The organism is Candidatus Margulisiibacteriota bacterium (genome assembly GCA_041658645.1).
Lineage (GTDB): Bacteria > Margulisbacteria > WOR-1 > O2-12-FULL-45-9 > XYB2-FULL-48-7 > JBAZZV01.
In genome coordinates this window covers 212088-228582 of record JBAZZV010000002.1, presented here as the reverse complement: position 1 = coordinate 228582, position 16495 = coordinate 212088, and the positions used below count along the sequence as shown (strand labels likewise).

Sequence of the window (16495 nt, the reverse complement as noted above, 5' to 3'; positions counted from 1 at the left end):
CCCATCCCCTTCCCCCTTAATAAGGGGGAAGGGGAGAAGAGGGGTTAGGGGTAAGTGGTTTGAACGGCTGGGCGTTTTGAGATATACTAAAAATCCGTGAAGAAGTGGTTACTCCATAAAGTCCCTCCGGCGGAAGTTGAGCGGCTAAGTACCGCCCTGAAAGTCTCTCCGCTGGTGGCGAGCATCCTGGTTAACCGCGGCCTGGGTGACCTGGCGCGGGCCGAGCTCTTCCTAAACCCCAAGTTGGCCCAGCTCCGTGATCCGTTCGAGATCCCGAACATAAAAACCGGCGCTGAACGGGTCCTCCTGGCCAAAGAGCGGGGAGAAAAAGTTCTGATATATGGTGATTATGACGTTGACGGCGTCACCGGCACCGCCATTCTCGTCCACACCTGCAAATTCCTCGGTCTCGATGTGGCGCATTATATCCCGCACCGTTATGGGGAAGGGTACAGCCTGTCGCTCGAATCGGTCAGAAAGATCGAAGCACTTGGAGTAAAGTTGATCGTCACCGTCGATTGCGGCATTGCCAGCGCCAAAGAAGTGGCGGAAGCGAACCGCCTGGGGATGGCTGTCGTTGTGACCGATCACCATAACCTGCCGCAAGAGTTGCCGCCGGCTGTAGCGGTCGTCAACCCAAAAATGATCAGCGGCGAGCATCCGTCGAAATATCTGGCCGGGGCCGGGGTCGCTTTCAAGTTCGCCTGGGCGTTGCTCAAGACCGCCGGGGTGCGTGACGCCGTTTTTCTTACCTCCTTGCTCGACTTGGCCGCCTTAGGGACCCTGGCCGACGTTGTTCCCTTAACCGACGAGAACCGGATCCTGGCCGTCGGCGGGTTGAGCTTGATCAACGAGCGGAAACGGGTCGGGCTGAAAAGTTTGGCCGAGGCGGCTTCGTTGCGTGATAAGATCACGGTCAACAATGTTTATTTTGCCCTCTCGCCGCGGCTTAACGCGGCCGGACGGTTGGAGCACGCTTCTCATTCCCTGGAACTCCTCCTGACCGACGATCCGGAGCAGGCGAAGAAGCTGGCCCAGGGGTTGAACCGGATCAATATCCGGCGCCAGGATATCGGCGTTGGGATCAAAGAAGAAGTCTTTGCCCAATTGAGCGCGGCTTATGTGGCCGAGCATAAACTGATCGTTCTCTCCGGCCAGAATTGGCACCCCGGGGTGATCGGCATCATTGCTTCCCAGGTGGTTGACGCCTATTCCCGCCCGACCGTCCTGATCGGGATCAACGAAGGGGTGGGGCGCGGGTCAGCCCGTTCGGTCGATGGGGTTAACATTTTTGCTTTGCTCGATTCCTGCCGTGACCTCTTTCTCGATTTTGGCGGGCACGAGGGGGCGGCCGGTTTCTCGATCGCGGCCGACAATATCCCGGAGTTGAAACGCCGGCTCAAGATCAAGGTCGAGGAGCTGATCGGCCCGGAACAACTTCTCCCTACGGTGGAAATAGATGCGGAGCTTTCGCCGTCCCAGGTCTCTCTCGGTCTGGTCCGGGAGCTTTCGCGGCTGGCCCCCTTTGGGGAAGATAACGCCGAGCCGTTGTTGCTCTTGCGGGGGATGCGGCTGACCGAGAGGAAAAAAGTCGGCAAGGGTGGCAAGCACCTCAAGGCGCGGTTCGAACGCGACGGCGTGACCCTGGAGACGATCGGCTTTGGCTTCGGGGAAATAGCCGACAGTTTAGTCTTCCAGCAGCCCTACGACCTAGCGGTCAACCTGGAAAGTAACGAGTATAATGGTTTCGAATCGGTCCAATTATCCTTGAACGACTTGAGGGAGGAAAAGTGATGAAAATACTAGTGGTGGGGAGCGGCGGCCGCGAGCACGCGCTGGTCTGGAAAATAGCCCAGAGCCCGCTGGCGGAAAAGATCTACTGCGCGCCGGGTAACGCCGGGACGGCCGAGCTGGCGGAGAACGTCCCGCTCCAGTCGGACGATATAAAAGGGCTGCTGAAGTTCTGCCGGGAGAAAAAGATTGACCTGACCGTTGTTGGTCCGGAGGTCCCGCTGGTCGCCGGGATCGTTGACCTTTTTACTAAAGAGGGGCTAAGGATATTTGGCCCTTGCCAGGCCGCGGCCCGGATCGAGGGGAGCAAGGTTTTCTCCAAGGAGTTCATGATCAAATACGGCATCCCGACCGCCCAGGCCGGGATCTTTTCTAAACTACCTGAAGCCTTAGCTTACATTGAGCAGATGGGGGCGCCGCTGGTCGTCAAAGCGGATGGCTTGGCGGCGGGGAAAGGGGTCATGGTCTGCCAGAAAAAAACCGAGGCGACCCTAGCGGTCAAGTTGATCATGGAGAAGAAAGAATTCGGCTCGGCCGGCGACCGGGTGATCATTGAAGAATGTCTGGTCGGGGAAGAGGCTTCGATCATCGCTCTAACTGACGGCGATTCGATCATCCCGCTCGCTTCTTCGCAGGACCACAAGCGGATCAATGACGGGGACAAAGGGCCCAACACCGGCGGGATGGGGGCTTATTCGCCGGCGCCGGTCGTGACCGAACATTTAATGTCGGAGATCGATGTTAACGTCCTGAAGCCTTTTGTTAATGGGATGAAGCAGGAGGGGATCGTTTATCAGGGAGTGATCTACGCTGGAGTGATGGTGACGAAGAAAGGACCAATGGTCCTCGAGTTCAACGCCCGTTTAGGCGACCCGGAGACCCAGCCGATCATGATGCGGTTGAAATCCGATCTCGTGCCGATCATGGAGGCGATCATCGACCGGAAACTAGATGACCGGCTGATCGAATGGGACGAGCGGGCGGCCGTTTGTGTCGTCCTGGCCGCCGGTGGCTATCCCGGTAAATACGAGAAGGGTTTGCCGATCAAGGGCTTAGATAAAATCGATCAATTAGATCATGTGATGGTTTTTCACGCTGGCACGGGGTTAGGGACCAGGGACCAGGGACCAGGGACCAGGGCGATTGTCACCAATGGCGGGCGAGTTCTGGGCGTGACTGCCTTGGGCGGGTCGATCAAGTTCGCGATCGATAAAGCTTACCAAGCGGTCGATCTGATAAAATTTAAAGGGATGCACTATCGGAAGGATATCGGAAAAAAAGCCCTCAAATATGAAAGATAAGGAAGAGTGGATCGATCGGATCTTTTTAAGATCTTTCCGCCCTTACTTGTGGATCATGGCTGTCGGCTTGTTGCTCTACTTTAGGGCCCTCTTCTTTGGTTTTACGTATTTAGATGACAATGTGGTAATTCTTGACAGCCAAAACGCCCTAAAAAATATATTTAATATTTTCCATGTCTTTAGTCAAATTATTGTGCCTGCCTTTGGAGACTTTTATCGGCCCGTGGCGGTCATCCCCTATATTTTAGGCGCCCAAATAGGGGGGAGCTCCCCCCTGGTTTATCACGGCATAAACATTGCCTGCCATCTGCTGGCCGCTTGCCTCCTTTTCCTCTTTTTGGTGAAACTGGGCTACAGCCGGCTTTTGGCTTATATTTTTTCCCTGATCTTTACCGTTCATCCGGCCTTAGCGGCGGTGGTCGTCTGGATCCCGGGGATGGTTGACGCGCTGTTGACGGTTTTGGTTTTAGCGGCCTTTATTTTCTTCTTGGATTATTTAAGAACAGGCAGGTGGTCTTACTATTTCTGGCATCTGCTATTTTTTGCTCTGGCCCTCTTAACGAAGGAGCCCGCGCTGATTCTGATCTTGTTGTGCCCGCTTTATGCTTATCTCGTTAATAAACAAAAAGACTCTCTCCCCAGCCTAAAGTTTTTGGCTGCGGGTTGGTTCCTTATTTCAGTCGTCTGGTTTTTGCTGAGGCGGGCGATCCTGGTCAAGCCGGTCACCTTGACGATGGACTACGTGTTTAGGTCAATATTTAATCCGGCGGCGGTGACGCTCTATATCGGAAAAATAGTTTTGCCTTTTAATCTGTCGCCCCTGCCGACTTTGCGGGATTCATCTTTGGCTTATGGTTTTATGGCCCTGGTTATTATTTGTGCCCTGCTGCTCTTCACGAAAAAAAAGCATTACGGCCTCATTGTCTTGGGAGCCGTTTGGTTCCTCCTTTTCCTGTTGCCCTCCCTGGTGTTTTCTGATCCTTCCCTCTATACCGGCGTGGCGTTGTATGAACACCGGCTTTACCTGCCGCTGATCGGCTTTATTATCTTGTTCCTGGAGACCGGCTTGGTCAAGATCATCGGCCGCGATAGAAAATGGGCGCTGGCCATAGGTGCCGCCATAATAATTTTATTTTCGGGCTTAAATATTGTTCACAGCGATATTTTTAAAGACCCGCTTAGTTTTTGGCGGAACGCGGTTAAAACCTCGCCTCATCACCCGCTGGCCCGCAGGAATTTAGGGGCGATGTATTATTTGAACGGTCAATTAGCTAAAGCTGGAAAAGAATATAAGAAAGCCTTGGAACTAAATCCTGCCGAACCGATGGTCCACAATAATCTGGGGCTGATCTACCTGAACCAGGGTAAGCTGGCGGCGGCCGAGGTCGAGTTTCTGGAGGAATTAAAGATTAATCCCCTTTATGATAACGCGCTCTTTAACCTGGGCCTGCTCTATGCCCGGCAGGGGAGGATCGGCGAGGCGAAAGGCCTTTGGGAAAAGGCCCTGAAGGTCAATCCCGAACATATCGATGCCCGTAAATATTTAAGGCTGCTAAATGGAAAGTAAGATCGTAGTGGCAACGGCTAATCGGCATAAATTGCGTGAGATTACGCAAATCCTGAAGTTACGAGTCACGAGCCACGAATCACGAGTCACGGAGAACGGGAAAACGTTTGAAGCGAACGCGATCAAGAAAGTCAAAGCGCTCAAATTAAAGCCCGGGCAGATCGGGATCGCTGATGATTCTGGGTTAATGGTTAATTGTCTCGGCGGTAAGCCGGGGGTCAAGTCAGCGCGGTTTGCTACTCCTCCAACGCCGGCCAATCTTTGCGCCAAATTGCTCCGGGTGACAAAAAACTGCCCAGATCGAGGCGCCAAGTTTGTCTGTGTTATCGCCATCGCTTATCCGTCGGGCAAGATCAGGACGGTGAAAGGCGTTTGCCGCGGGCGGATCACCCGCGAGATGCAGGGAAAGCACGGTTTCGGCTACGACCCCGTTTTCCGCCCCTGCGGTTATAAAAAAACTTTCGCCGAGATGTCGGCGGTGGAGAAGAACAGGATCAGCCATCGAGGGAGAGCGTTGAGAAAGTTGCGCGAGATCCTGAAATAAAAATGCGCCCGGCAGGGGTCGAACCTGCTACCTATTGCTTCGAAGGCAATCGCTCTAATCCAGATGAGCTACGGGCGCACGCCTCGCTTATTATACAATATTATTCGTTTGAAAAATGATTATCTTGTGTTAGAATAAAATCGGCGGAAAATCCGGAGGTAATGATGAAAAAACACGTTAAGTTTAACGGTAAAATATTGATGATCGGCTGCGGTTCGGTGGCGCAGTGCGCGGTCCCGATCGTCCTGCAGTTGATCGATGTTCCGGCCAAGAACATCACTATCATGGATTTTACCGATAACCGCCAGCGGGTCAAGGAGCCGATGAAGAAGGGCGTTAAATATGTTTTTGACCGGGTCACGGAGAAGAACTATAAGAAACTGCTGGCCAAATACGTTGGCCCGGGCGACCTGATCATCGATCTCGCTTGGAACATCGACTGCCGCGCTATCACTACCTGGTGCCGGGAGAACGAGATCCTCTATGTTAACACTTCCGTTGAAGAGTGGGATCCTTACAAGGACGAACAGCGCAACGACCCGACCAAATACACCCTCTACGCCCGGCATATGGAGATCAGAAAGATGCTGGAAGGGTGGGGCGATAACCGCGGAGTTTCGATGGTCGTTGACCACGGTGCCAACCCCGGGCTTGTTTCGCACTTTACCAAGTACGCGCTGATCGATCTGGCTAAAAAGATCATCGCCGAGAAGCCGAAAGATAAGCGGGTCCCGGAATTAAAAGATCATATCGCGGCAAAGAACTTTGCCAAACTGGCTCAACTGACCGGGACCAAGGTCATCCACATCTCCGAACGTGATACCCAGATCACCGACCAGCCGAAACAGGTCAACGAGTTCGTTAACACCTGGAGCATCGAAGGTTTTTTCGAGGAAGGGGTCGCTCCGGCCGAACTCGGGTGGGGGACGCACGAGAAATACGTGCCGGAAGGGGCTTTCTTCCACGAGACCGGCCCGCGCAACCAGATCTGCCTGCGGACGCTCGGGATGAGGACCTGGGTCCGTTCCTGGGTGCCGTGCGGCGAAACGACCGGCATGGTAGTGCGCCACGGCGAAGCGTTCAGCATCTCCGACCGGCTGACGGTCTGGGAAGGGGACAAAGCCGTTTACCGCCCGACCGTTCATTACGCTTATTGCCCGTCGGATTGCGCCATCAACTCACTGCACGAACTGGAGATGCGCCAGTTCAAGATGCAGGAGAAACAGCGGATCATGAGCGACGAGATCATCGACGGCCGGGACGAGTTGGGAGTGCTACTAATGGGGCATGATTTTAAGGCGTGGTGGTGTGGCAGCCTGCTCGACATTCACACTTCCCGCAAACTCGTTCCGCACCAGCAGGCGACGACGATGCAGGTGGCGATCTCGGTTGTGGCCGCCTCGATCTGGATGATCAAGAACCCGCGGCGCGGTTTTCTCCTGCCGGACGATCTTGATCACGAAGAGATCTTGAGGATATCAATGCCGTACATCAAACCGTTCGTCTCCAAAGCGGTCGACTGGACGCCGCTCAAAAATCTAAATAATAAATTCACGAAATATGACATGGCCGTTCCCAAAGAGGAAGATGTCTGGCAGTTCACGACCTTCCTGGTGAAAAGTTGAACTTAAAAGCGCTGGCCAAGAAGCACGGCACGCCGCTGCTGGTCATTGACCACGATATCATCCGGCGGAATTATTTGCGTTTTCGCAAGCAGATCCCCCGGGTCGGGGTCTATTTCGCCATCAAGGCGAATTCCGAGCCGCAGATCATCAGCTCCCTTTACCCGCTCGACGCCGGCTACGACGTTGCCTCTCTCCAGGAATTCCTGACCGTCCTTGCCAATGTCCCGCAAAAGGACCTGCGCGGCAAGAAACTTAACAAGTTCATCTGGGACAAGATCATCGTGGCCAACACGATCAAGCCGGTCGACACCCTGAAACGCCTGGCCAATTTCAATACCCTGATGACCTTTGACAATCCGGACGAGCTGGCCAAGATCAAGAAATATTGCCCGGACGCCGGCTTGATCTGCCGGCTCAAAGTGCAGAATGTCGGTTCGATGGTCGAGCTCTCCAGCAAGTTTGGGGTGGAGCCGGGGGACGCGCCGAACCTGATCGAGCAGGCGCTGAAAATGGGCCTCTCCGTTGAAGGGTTGAGCTTTCACGTCGGCAGCCAGTGCAACAACATCGACAATTACATTACCGCCCTGGAAGCTTCGGCCAATATTTTTGCCGAGGTCCAGCGCCGCGGCCACAAACTGCGCATCCTCAATATCGGCGGCGGCTTCCCGGTCCCCTATGATGAAACGGCGACCGATTTCCGCAAACTGGCCGCCAAGCTCCGCCGGGAACTGGACCGGCTATTTCCGCCGGAAGTCGAAGTGGTGGCCGAACCGGGACGTTTCCTGGTCGCGACCGCCGCCTCCCTGGTCGTCAGTATCGTCGGTAAGTCTTTCCGCGACGGCAAGATGGTTTATTACATCGATGATGGCGTCTATGGCACTCTCTCCGGAGTCGTCTTTGACCATTGCCCGTACCATTTCAATGCTTTCCGGGGCGGGGAGAAGAAGTTGAGCGCCGTGGTCGGCCCGACCTGCGACGCTTTTGACACCGTCTCGACCTCGGAGAACCTGCCTGATCTGGCGATCGGCGAGCTGTTGTACGTCAAGAACACCGGCGCTTATACCAACGCCTCCGCGACCAACTTCAACGGCTTCCCCAAGGCGAAGATCCTCAACTTGAATGCCTGATTTTCTCCCGGTCAAACGAGGCCGACCGCTCGATATCATCCTGGTCACCGGCGACGCCTATGTTGACCACCCCAGTTTCGGTTCGGTCCTGATCGCCCGCTATTTAGAGTCGAAAGGATTTAGCGTCGGTCTGATCGCCCAGCCGGACTGGACCAAAGATGATGATTTTCTTGAGCTGGGACCGCCCCGGCTCTTCTTTGGCGTTGCCGCCGGAAACCTCGACTCGATGGTCGCTAATTATACTGCCGGCAAGAAGGTGCGCCGCAACGACATGTATTCCCCGGATAACGAGGCTGGCCACCGGCCCGATCGGGCGACGATCGTTTATACCAACAAACTGAAAGCCTTGTTCCCCGGGGTGCCGGTCGTCCTGGGCGGGGTAGAGGCTAGCCTGCGCCGCTTTGCTCATTATGACTATTGGGATGATAAGGTTAGACGTCCTCTCTTGTTTGACGCGAAGGCTGACTATCTGGTCTATGGGATGGCTGAAAAAGGAATTTTAAGGATAGCAGAAAATGTAGCGGCGACCTTTAGGTCGCCAAAAAATGGCGGTCTAAAGACCGCCGCTACTATTCCCAACGGATCAATCATTGCCAAAGACATCTCCGCATACAAAGACGCGCTGATCCTGCCGTCGTACGAAGAAGTTGCGGCGGATAAAAAGAAGTATGCCGAGGCGTTCAAGCTGTTCTACACCGAAGGGCGGAAGAAGCATCCGCGGACGATCATCCAGCCGTGCCAGGGGCGCTACCTGGGCGTCTTTCCGCCGGAGAACCTGACGCCGGCCGAGTTAGACGGCTTGTTCGAACTGCCGTTCGTCCGGGCCCCTCATCCGATGTACGGGAAGAAACAAATTCCGGCCTGGGGTTTTGTCCGTTTCTCAACGCTTTCCCATCGCGGTTGTTTCGGCGGCTGTTCATTCTGCGCCATCTCCCAGCACCAGGGTAAATATATCACCAGCCGCTCGCTCGCTTCGATCAAAAAGGAGATCAAAGAGAAGATCGTCCCGCAAGCTGATTTTACCGGGAATATTCTCGATGTTGGCGGCCCGACCGCCAATATGTACGGGATGGTTTGCCGCCGCGCGGGGGGCTGTACCCGGGCTAGTTGCATCTATCCGGCCGTTTGTCCGGACCTGGACGCTTCCTTAAAACCATCGCTCCAGCTCTTGCGGGAGGTCAGGGGATTGCCCGGAGTGAAACGTTTATTTATTGGCTCCGGGATCAGATATGACCTGGCCTTGCGCGATGATGAATATCTGGATGAATTGGTCCGGCATCACGTCGGCGGGCAGTTGAGCATTGCTCCGGAGCATATCTGCGAAGAGGTCCTTTTAATGATGGGGAAACCGAAGGCGGATAAGTTCCTGGAATTCAAAGAGAAGTTCGAGAAGTTAAGCAAGCAACACGGCAAAAAGCAATTCTTGGTCCCATATTTTATCTCTTCACATCCGGGGAGTACGCTGGCGCATGCTTTGGAGCTGGCGTTGTTCCTGAAAAAAGAGGGGATCAAGATCGAACAGGTGCAAAACTTTACCCCGACCCCGATGACCGTCTCGACCTGCATGTATTATACCGGCCTTGATCCCTTCTCCGGCAAGCCAGTCCATGTGCCGAAGGGAGAGGAGCGGAGCTTCCAGAAAGCTCTCCTCCAGCCGTATCTGAAGAGTAATTTCCGTTTAGTAGCTAAGGCTTTGAAGCTGTTGGGCAAAACTGATTTATTGAAGAAGTTAACAGCTTAGTGGGTGGCGCTTCCCTCATCCGACTTGCCGAATTGACGCACCTTCTCCCAGAGGGAGAAGGTGTTTCGCAAGGCGACATACCCTCTCCCGCTGGGAGAGGGTGAGAAAGTTAAGCGGATCGGGTGAGGGTTTGAAAGACCCACTAAGTGCTTGAAATTTGCTCCGATATTTTATAAGATTACAGGTGAGGTGATTAGTATGGCAAAGCCAAAGAAGAAAGCGATCAAGAAAGTTGTTAAAAAAGTAAAGAAAGGCAAAAAGCCGAAGAAAGTGTTGCTGCGCAAAAAGGCGGTCAAGAAGATCAAGGTTCAAGCCGCCCCCAAGGAGAAAGTCATCGGTAAGATCGACCATTATTTTGACAAAATCTCCGTTGCCGCTATTAAGGTCAAAGGGCCGTTCAAAGTTGGCGACATTATCCATATCAAAGGGCATACGACAGATTTTGTCCAGAAGATCGCTTCTATGCAGATCAACCACCGGGAAGTTGAGAAGGTCAAGCGGGGCGACGATGTCGGCCTCAAGGTCCGCGAGCATGTCCGCGACCATGATCTCGTTTATCTGGCGGGGAAAGAATCGGCTGCCAGGTTGTCCCCGGTGACGATGGCGCAGGCCCAGCCGGTGGCCGTTGAGCCAAGGCCCTTGGCGGGCCAGAAACCAAAAGCGCTCTATCAAACCTCGATCTTTAACGCCGAGAAATCACTGACCCGTCCGGTCGTCAAGCCGGTTCCCCAGCCGTCGGCCGCTCCGCCGCCGCCAGCCGCGCCCCATCCGGCGCCGGAGAAGAAAAAGAACGACCCATATTCCGGTACTAAGTTCTTTAACTTTTGATCGGGAGAAAAAACCCTCTAAACCGGAAGATATCTTTAAGGAAGGGGAATTTATTTTTCGGGCAGGCAACCGTTAACGATCGGCAGTAAAGCGGCTGATTCAAATGGTTTGGCGATAAAAGCGCTTGCGCCTTTAGTCATTGCTTCCTCTGCCCGATCAGTTGCGGCTTCCCCGCTCATGACAATTACGTTCGTTCCGGGATAGTTTTGTTTAATAATTTCCAGTAAACCAAGCCCATTGATCTCCTCTCCCATGTCGACATCGGTTATAACCAGGTCAAAATGTTTTTGAGCTAAGAGAGCCAAGGCTTCGGTCGGATTCGCGGCCCCCGTGACCGTGTGGCCTTTTTTCCTTAATACGCCGCTGGCCGTTCCGCGACAAACGGGCTCATCGTCAACTACCAGGATATTGGCCAGATAAGGCGGGGTGCTTTTTGTCGGGTAAACAGCTTCTGTTTCGATGTCCGCTTTGCTTTGTTTTATAATCGATTGGAGTTGTTTCAATAGTTGAGTCAACCTTGTGCCGGCGGCTTTGATATCAGTGAGGTCTTTAATAATAGTTTCTGTGGTAGCGCAGCCGGCTTTAACATCCTCGAGTAAGAATCCCGCGACACACATAATCGACAGAGAATTATTCGCGTCATGGAGAACTTTTCTGACTGCCGGGGCTACTGACTCCAGGGTAATCGGCTCGGCCGCTTTGTTTGCGGGCTTAGTTGATTGCGGAGGCCGCCTCCAGGCCGGTTTTGGCTGTCTATCCGCTATTTTTGGCCGATATAAACGGCTGATAAATGTCATTTTGATCCATTGCTCCTGCTTATCTAGTATCGCCGGGTCGACTTGAAAATTTCACCCATTTAGGTTATAATAATAATGTACGGTGGGGAGGGAAGTTTAACGGATGAGAATGTCGCAGGTCCTGGTGCCGACACTGCGGGAGGACCCGAAAGAGGCGGAGGTCGTTTCCCACAAGTTGATGCTTCGGGGGGGCTATATCCGCAAGCTGGCCGCCGGAGTTTACACGTTTTTACCCCTTGGTTTCCGCGTCCTTAACAAAGTTACCAACATAATCCGGGCAGAGCTGAACCGCGCCGGAGCCCAGGAAGTCCTGATGCCGACCCTTTTGCCGGCCGAATTGTGGCAGGAGACCGGCCGCTGGGGGATCTACGGCAAGGAACTTTTCAGGATCAAAGACCGCCACGACCGTGAATTTTGCCTGGGCCCGACCCATGAGGAGGTCATCACCGACCTGGTCCGGACCGTGGTCCGCTCCTACAAACAACTGCCCGTTAATCTCTTCCAGATCCAGACCAAATTTCGCGACGAGATCAGGCCCCGTTTCGGCCTGATGCGCGGCCGTGAATTTATGATGAAAGACGCCTATTCTTTCCATACCAGCGAAGAATCGCTGGATAAAGAATACCAGAATATGTATGACACCTATTGCCGGATATTTGACCGGATGGGACTTAAATACCGGGTGGTGGAAGCCGATTCCGGGCTGATCGGCGGCGGCTATTCCCAGGAATTTATGGTCCTGGCCGAGACCGGCGAGGAAGAGATCTTCCATTGTTCACATTGCGACTATTCCGCCAGCCGCGATTCGGCCGGCGTTGGGGAATATAAACTTCAAACTTCAAACCTCAAACTTCAAACTATTGAATCGGTCCACACCCCCAATGTTCGCACGGTTGAAGAAGTGAGCGCTTTCCTCAAGATCAGCCCGGCGCAAATGATCAAAACGCTTATTTATGAAACGGACAAGGGGCCGCTCGCGGCGCTGGTCCGTGGCGACCACGCCATCAACGAAGCGAAACTGAAAAAGGTTGCCGGGGTTGAAGACCTCCGCCTGGCCAAGGCTGAAACGATCAAGGCTGTGACCGGCGCGCCGGTCGGGTTTGCCGGGCCGGTCGGCCTCAAAGGGGTCAAGATCGTGGCCGATCGGGCGGTAGAACTGATCGCCGACGGCGCTTCCGGGGCGAATAAAGAAGATCATCATGTCACCCATATCGCCTACGGGCGCGACTATAAAGCCGATCTGACCGGCGACATCCGTTACGCGGTCAAGGCGGATAAATGCCCGCGCTGCGCGGCGGGGGCGTTCGAATCGTCCCGCGGCATAGAAGTCGGGCATATCTTCAAGCTCGGGACGAAATATTCGGCCAAAATGAACTGCACCTATCTTGACGAGGGGAACCAGGAAAAAGTGATGATCATGGGGTGTTACGGGATCGGCGTCAGCCGGACGGCGGCGGCGGCGATCGAGCAGAACCACGACAAAGATGGGATCATCTGGCCGGCCCCGCTGGCTCCGTTCGTTGGAGCGATCATTCCGGCTAATGTCACGGATAAGGAGCAGGTGGAGACTGCGGAACAGCTTTATAAGCAAGCTTTGCAGGCCGGACTGGACGTTATCATCGACGACCGGGACGAGCGGATGGGGGTTAAATTAAAAGATATGGACCTGATCGGCCTCCCGTTCAAGATCATCATTGGCAAAGCGCTCAAAGAGGGGAAAGTTGAAACGAAAGTGCGGCGGAGCGGGGCGACTGAACTCCTCCCCGTGGCCGAAGCGGTCGGCTGGCTCAAGCGCCAGATAGAGGGGAAGAAATGAAGGAAGCTTGCGGCGTTTTTGGGATCTACTCTTTTAACGGCGACAATTTGGCCAAGTCGGTTTATTACGGCCTCTACGCCTTGCAGCATCGCGGCCAGGAAGCAGCGGGCATTTTTGCTTCGGATGGTAAAACTTTTAACGGGCGGGTGGGGATGGGGTTGGTCAACATGGTTTTCAATGAAGAGAATATCAAGGATATCACCGGCCATATCGCCCTCGGTCATGTCCGTTATTCCACCACCGGTTCTTCCGTGGTGGCGAACGCCCAACCGATCGTGGTCGAATCAAAATTCGGGCCGATCGCCCTGGCCCATAACGGGAACCTGGTCAATACCGACCAGCTCCGGTCCGAACTGCCTAATTATCCCTTTAAGAGCACGACCGATTCGGAAGTGATCGCCGCCCTGATCGCCAACTCTCCGGAGAAAGAATTCGAACCGGCCCTGACCGCTGTCCTGAAAAAGTGCCGCGGCGCTTTTTCCTTGGTGATCATGACCCGGGACAAGTTGATCGGCGTGCGCGACCAGCACGGGATCAGGCCGCTGTCGATCGGCCGGATGAAGAACTCGTACGTTATCGCCTCGGAAACTTGCGCCCTGGACGTGGTCGGAGCGGAGTTTGTCCGCGAAGTGACCAATGGCGAAATAGTCGTGATCGACGGGGACGGCCTGCAGTCAATGACCTGGAGCCTGGGAGAAAAAGAATCGCTCTGTATCTTTGAGTTCATTTATTTCGCCCGCCCGGACAGTTTGCTGGCCGGGCGGAGCTTCCACGACGTCCGCGTCCATCTGGGAAAATATCTGGCGAAGGAACACCCGGCCACGGCGGAAATGGTCATTGCCGTCCCTGATTCCGGCATCCCGGCCGCGATCGGTTTTGCTTCGGAAGCCGGGACCCCATTTTCAGAGGGATTGATCAAGAACCGCTACATTGGCCGGACTTTTATCCAGCCGACGCAGAGCATGCGCGAGATCGGGGTCAAAGTTAAACTCAATCCGATCCGCGATGCTATCCGCGGCCGGAAGATCGTGGTGATGGATGATTCGATCGTCCGGGGAACGACTTCTCGCCAGATCGTTAAGTTGTTGAAAGAGCAAGGGGCGCGGGAGGTCCATTTCCGGGTCTCCTCGCCGCCGATCATTTCACCCTGTTATTATGGAATTGATACGCCGAACCGGACAGAATTGATCGCCGCCAACCTGTCGGTCGAAGGGATCAGGAAATATCTGGAGGCCGATAGTCTGGGCTATTTAAGCTTGAAGAGCCTGGTCAAGGCGGTCAATATCCCGAAAGAAAGGTTATGCCTAGCCTGCCTGAACGGGGAATATCCCATTAAGCAACCGGAACGATTGGAAAGTCTCGACTTTTTCTTGAAATGACCAAGGAGGTGACTGGGGATGCCCGAAGAATGTTTTCCGAAATGCCAGAAGTGTGATAAGGGGGTACTGGTGCCGCTGTCCGATTTTAGCAACAACGCGGTCGCCATCAAGTACAAGGCGTGGGCTTGCACCGATAAGGAGTGCCGGTTCTTTATCGTCCTGCGCGGTGGCGACGTCTATTACGGTACAGCGACGGCCGACGCGGCCAGATAGTCTTCCGACGCTCTGCGAGCGACGGGGGATAAAACGAGGTGACGAATGATAACTTATAAACAAGCCGGTGTCGATATCGAGGCCGGTTACGAAGTGGTCCGCCGGATCAAAAAGATGGCTAAGGGGATCGGCCTGTTCGGCGGCCTCTATCCCTTGGGCAAACAGTATCTGATCGGCGCGACCGACGGTGTCGGGACCAAGCTGAAGATCGCTTTCGCGCTGAACAAGCACCACACGATCGGTATCGACCTGGTCGCGATGAACGTTGATGATGTAGTGGCGATGGGCGGCAAACCGCTTTTTTTCCTGGATTATATTGCCGTCCATAAAGTTGAACCTAATCAGGTGGAAAAGATCATCAAAGGGATAGTCGAGGGGTGCCGGTTGGCCGGTGTCCAATTGGTCGGCGGGGAAACAGCCGAGCTCTCGGATATGTACCAAAAAGGGGAATACGACCTGGCCGGGTTTGCCGTTGGGATCGTTGACCGCGATAAGGTGATCAACGGAGCTAAGATCAAGGAAGGGGATAAGATCATCGGCCTGGCCTCTTCCGGCCTCCATAGCAACGGGTACACTCTGGCCCGCAAGGTGATCTTCGGCCAGGGACAGATCAAGCCGAAGGAGAAGCTCGAAGGGTTCAGCAAGCCGATCGGCGAAGAACTGCTGACCCCGACCCGGATCTACACCCCGTTGATCCTGGAATTGATCAAGAGGTTCAAGCTCAAGGGGATCTCCCACATTACCGGCGGCGGCATCCCGGAAAACTTAAGCCGGATCATCCCGCCGATGAGGCAGGCGGTCATCGAGCTTAATTCCTGGCCGATCCCGAAGATCTTCAAGCTCATCCAGCGGATGGGGGAGGTCGACCATGAAGAGATGTACAAGACCTTTAATATGGGGATCGGCATGATCCTGGTGGTCGATGCCAAGGATGAAAAGCGGCTGCTGCAGTTCCTCGCCAGGAAAAAAGAGGTCGCCTATATTATCGGTGAGATTGGCAAGGGGAATCGCGAGGTTATTATCATTTGATCAAGCTGGCTGTTTTGATCTCCGGCCGCGGGTCCAATCTGCAGGCGATCATTGACGCCTGCGCGGGGGGGAAGATACCGGCCACGGTAGCGGTCGTGATCTCGAATGATCCCGCGGCTCCGGGCTTGGAACGGGCGAAGAAACACAATATTCCGACAGTGGTCATCGATAACCGTAATTTCCAGGATAAGCATACTTATGAGCTGGAGATCGTTAAGGTCTTGCAGGCGCACAAAGTTGACCTGGTTTGCTTGGCCGGTTATATGCGGATCGTCGGCCAGGTCTTGCTGGACCATTTCCGCGGGAAGATCGTCAACATCCACCCGTCGCTTTTGCCGTCGTTTCCCGGTCTCCATGCCCAAAAGCAGGCCCTGGAACATGGCGTGACGGTCACCGGCTGTACTGTCCACTTTGTCGATGAAGGGTGCGATACCGGCCCGATCATCATCCAGTCGGCGGTCCCGGTCAAGGAAGATGATACCGAAGAAACATTGTCGGCCAGGATACTGGAACAGGAGCATCACATTTACCCGTTGGCGATCGAATTTATTGCTAAAGACAAGTTGAAAATAGAAGGCCGGAGAGTAAAATTAAAGCAGATGTAGGGACGGGGCTTGTCCCCGTCCGCAATGAATCGGGTGGAAACCAGCGACTAAACGTCGCGGTTTCCAAGTAATGTAGGGACAGGGTTAATCCCTGTCCGGGACCCGGCGGACAACCACAAGGGTTGTCCCTAC

General features: G+C 54.4%; 14 protein-coding genes and 1 tRNA gene. 13 read left to right on the top strand and 2 right to left on the bottom strand.

Annotation, left to right across the window (positions count from 1 at the left end; all coding sequences use genetic code 11):
• The first annotated feature begins 96 nt into the window (after positions 1-96).
• The 4 genes from recJ to rdgB are packed head-to-tail and all read left to right on the top strand — an operon-like array spanning position 97 to position 5203.
• A complete protein-coding gene (recJ, locus tag WC903_02735; GenBank protein ID MFA5892861.1) occupies positions 97-1794 on the top strand; it encodes a single-stranded-DNA-specific exonuclease RecJ in 1698 nt (565 codons plus the stop codon).
• Positions 1794-3092 (top strand): phosphoribosylamine--glycine ligase, encoded by a 1299-nt coding sequence (gene purD / locus WC903_02730; GenBank protein MFA5892860.1) that lies wholly within the window; start codon positions 1794-1796, stop codon positions 3090-3092. Before recJ ends, purD begins: the two co-directional genes overlap by 1 nt.
• Positions 3082-4659, top strand: coding sequence for a tetratricopeptide repeat protein (locus tag WC903_02725; protein MFA5892859.1), 1578 nt, complete (start codon positions 3082-3084; stop codon positions 4657-4659). Before purD ends, WC903_02725 begins: the two co-directional genes overlap by 11 nt.
• Positions 4649-5203, top strand: coding sequence for an RdgB/HAM1 family non-canonical purine NTP pyrophosphatase (gene rdgB, locus WC903_02720; GenBank protein ID MFA5892858.1), 555 nt, complete (start codon positions 4649-4651; stop codon positions 5201-5203). Before WC903_02725 ends, rdgB begins: the two co-directional genes overlap by 11 nt.
• A 3-nt stretch (positions 5204-5206) precedes the next feature.
• Here the strand turns inward: rdgB and WC903_02715 are convergent.
• Positions 5207-5281, bottom strand: a tRNA-Arg gene (locus WC903_02715).
• Between the two features lie 83 nt (positions 5282-5364).
• Between WC903_02715 and WC903_02710 the strand changes: the two genes are divergently transcribed.
• The 4 genes from WC903_02710 to WC903_02695 all read left to right on the top strand — a co-directional run bounded on the left by WC903_02710 (position 5365) and on the right by WC903_02695 (position 10524).
• Positions 5365-6828, top strand: coding sequence for a saccharopine dehydrogenase C-terminal domain-containing protein (locus WC903_02710; GenBank protein MFA5892857.1), 1464 nt, complete (start codon positions 5365-5367; stop codon positions 6826-6828).
• Complete coding sequence (locus WC903_02705) at positions 6825-7955, top strand: type III PLP-dependent enzyme (GenBank protein ID MFA5892856.1); 1131 nt, start codon at positions 6825-6827, stop codon at positions 7953-7955. The genes WC903_02710 and WC903_02705 overlap by 4 nt, the downstream gene beginning before the upstream one ends.
• Positions 7948-9696 carry a YgiQ family radical SAM protein gene (locus WC903_02700; protein MFA5892855.1) on the top strand — a complete coding sequence of 583 codons (1749 nt, stop codon included), beginning with the start codon at positions 7948-7950 and terminating at the stop codon, positions 9694-9696. Before WC903_02705 ends, WC903_02700 begins: the two co-directional genes overlap by 8 nt.
• 198 nt (positions 9697-9894) lie before the next feature.
• Positions 9895-10524 carry a hypothetical protein gene (locus WC903_02695; GenBank protein ID MFA5892854.1) on the top strand — a complete coding sequence of 210 codons (630 nt, stop codon included), beginning with the start codon at positions 9895-9897 and terminating at the stop codon, positions 10522-10524.
• Between the two features lie 50 nt (positions 10525-10574).
• Here the strand turns inward: WC903_02695 and WC903_02690 are convergent, their stop codons facing one another.
• Positions 10575-11141 (bottom strand): response regulator, encoded by a 567-nt coding sequence (locus WC903_02690; protein MFA5892853.1) that lies wholly within the window; start codon positions 11139-11141, stop codon positions 10575-10577.
• Positions 11142-11424: 283 nt separating this feature from the next.
• On the opposite strand from WC903_02690, the gene WC903_02685 reads away from it, so the two are divergent.
• Genes WC903_02685 through purN form a run of 5 tightly spaced genes read left to right on the top strand, consistent with a single transcriptional unit; the run spans position 11425 to position 16363 of the window.
• Positions 11425-13137: a proline--tRNA ligase gene (locus tag WC903_02685; protein MFA5892852.1), complete on the top strand. Its 1713-nt coding sequence runs from the start codon at positions 11425-11427 to the stop codon at positions 13135-13137.
• A complete protein-coding gene (gene purF, locus WC903_02680; GenBank protein ID MFA5892851.1) occupies positions 13134-14516 on the top strand; it encodes an amidophosphoribosyltransferase in 1383 nt (460 codons plus the stop codon). Before WC903_02685 ends, purF begins: the two co-directional genes overlap by 4 nt.
• 18 nt (positions 14517-14534) lie before the next feature.
• Entirely contained in the window at positions 14535-14729 is a 195-nt protein-coding gene (locus WC903_02675; protein ID MFA5892850.1) for a hypothetical protein, read from the top strand.
• 45 nt (positions 14730-14774) lie between these two features.
• Positions 14775-15758, top strand: coding sequence for a phosphoribosylformylglycinamidine cyclo-ligase (gene purM, locus WC903_02670; protein MFA5892849.1), 984 nt, complete (start codon positions 14775-14777; stop codon positions 15756-15758).
• A complete protein-coding gene (gene purN, locus WC903_02665; protein MFA5892848.1) occupies positions 15755-16363 on the top strand; it encodes a phosphoribosylglycinamide formyltransferase in 609 nt (202 codons plus the stop codon). Before purM ends, purN begins: the two co-directional genes overlap by 4 nt.
• Positions 16364-16495: the final 132 nt, after the last annotated feature.

Coding starts and splice junctions, on each gene's coding strand:
- purF (MFA5892851.1), top strand. CDS start 13,134: ATGAAGGAAGCTTGCGGCGTTTTTGGGATCTACTCTTTTAACGGCGAC.
- WC903_02725 (MFA5892859.1), top strand. CDS start 3,082: ATGAAAGATAAGGAAGAGTGGATCGATCGGATCTTTTTAAGATCTTTC.
- rdgB (MFA5892858.1), top strand. CDS start 4,649: ATGGAAAGTAAGATCGTAGTGGCAACGGCTAATCGGCATAAATTGCGT.
- purM (MFA5892849.1), top strand. CDS start 14,775: ATGATAACTTATAAACAAGCCGGTGTCGATATCGAGGCCGGTTACGAA.
- WC903_02685 (MFA5892852.1), top strand. CDS start 11,425: ATGAGAATGTCGCAGGTCCTGGTGCCGACACTGCGGGAGGACCCGAAA.
- WC903_02690 (MFA5892853.1), bottom strand. CDS start 11,141: ATGTGTGTCGCGGGATTCTTACTCGAGGATGTTAAAGCCGGCTGCGCT.
- WC903_02695 (MFA5892854.1), top strand. CDS start 9,895: ATGGCAAAGCCAAAGAAGAAAGCGATCAAGAAAGTTGTTAAAAAAGTA.
- WC903_02700 (MFA5892855.1), top strand. CDS start 7,948: ATGCCTGATTTTCTCCCGGTCAAACGAGGCCGACCGCTCGATATCATC.
- WC903_02710 (MFA5892857.1), top strand. CDS start 5,365: ATGATGAAAAAACACGTTAAGTTTAACGGTAAAATATTGATGATCGGC.
- WC903_02675 (MFA5892850.1), top strand. CDS start 14,535: ATGCCCGAAGAATGTTTTCCGAAATGCCAGAAGTGTGATAAGGGGGTA.
- purD (MFA5892860.1), top strand. CDS start 1,794: ATGAAAATACTAGTGGTGGGGAGCGGCGGCCGCGAGCACGCGCTGGTC.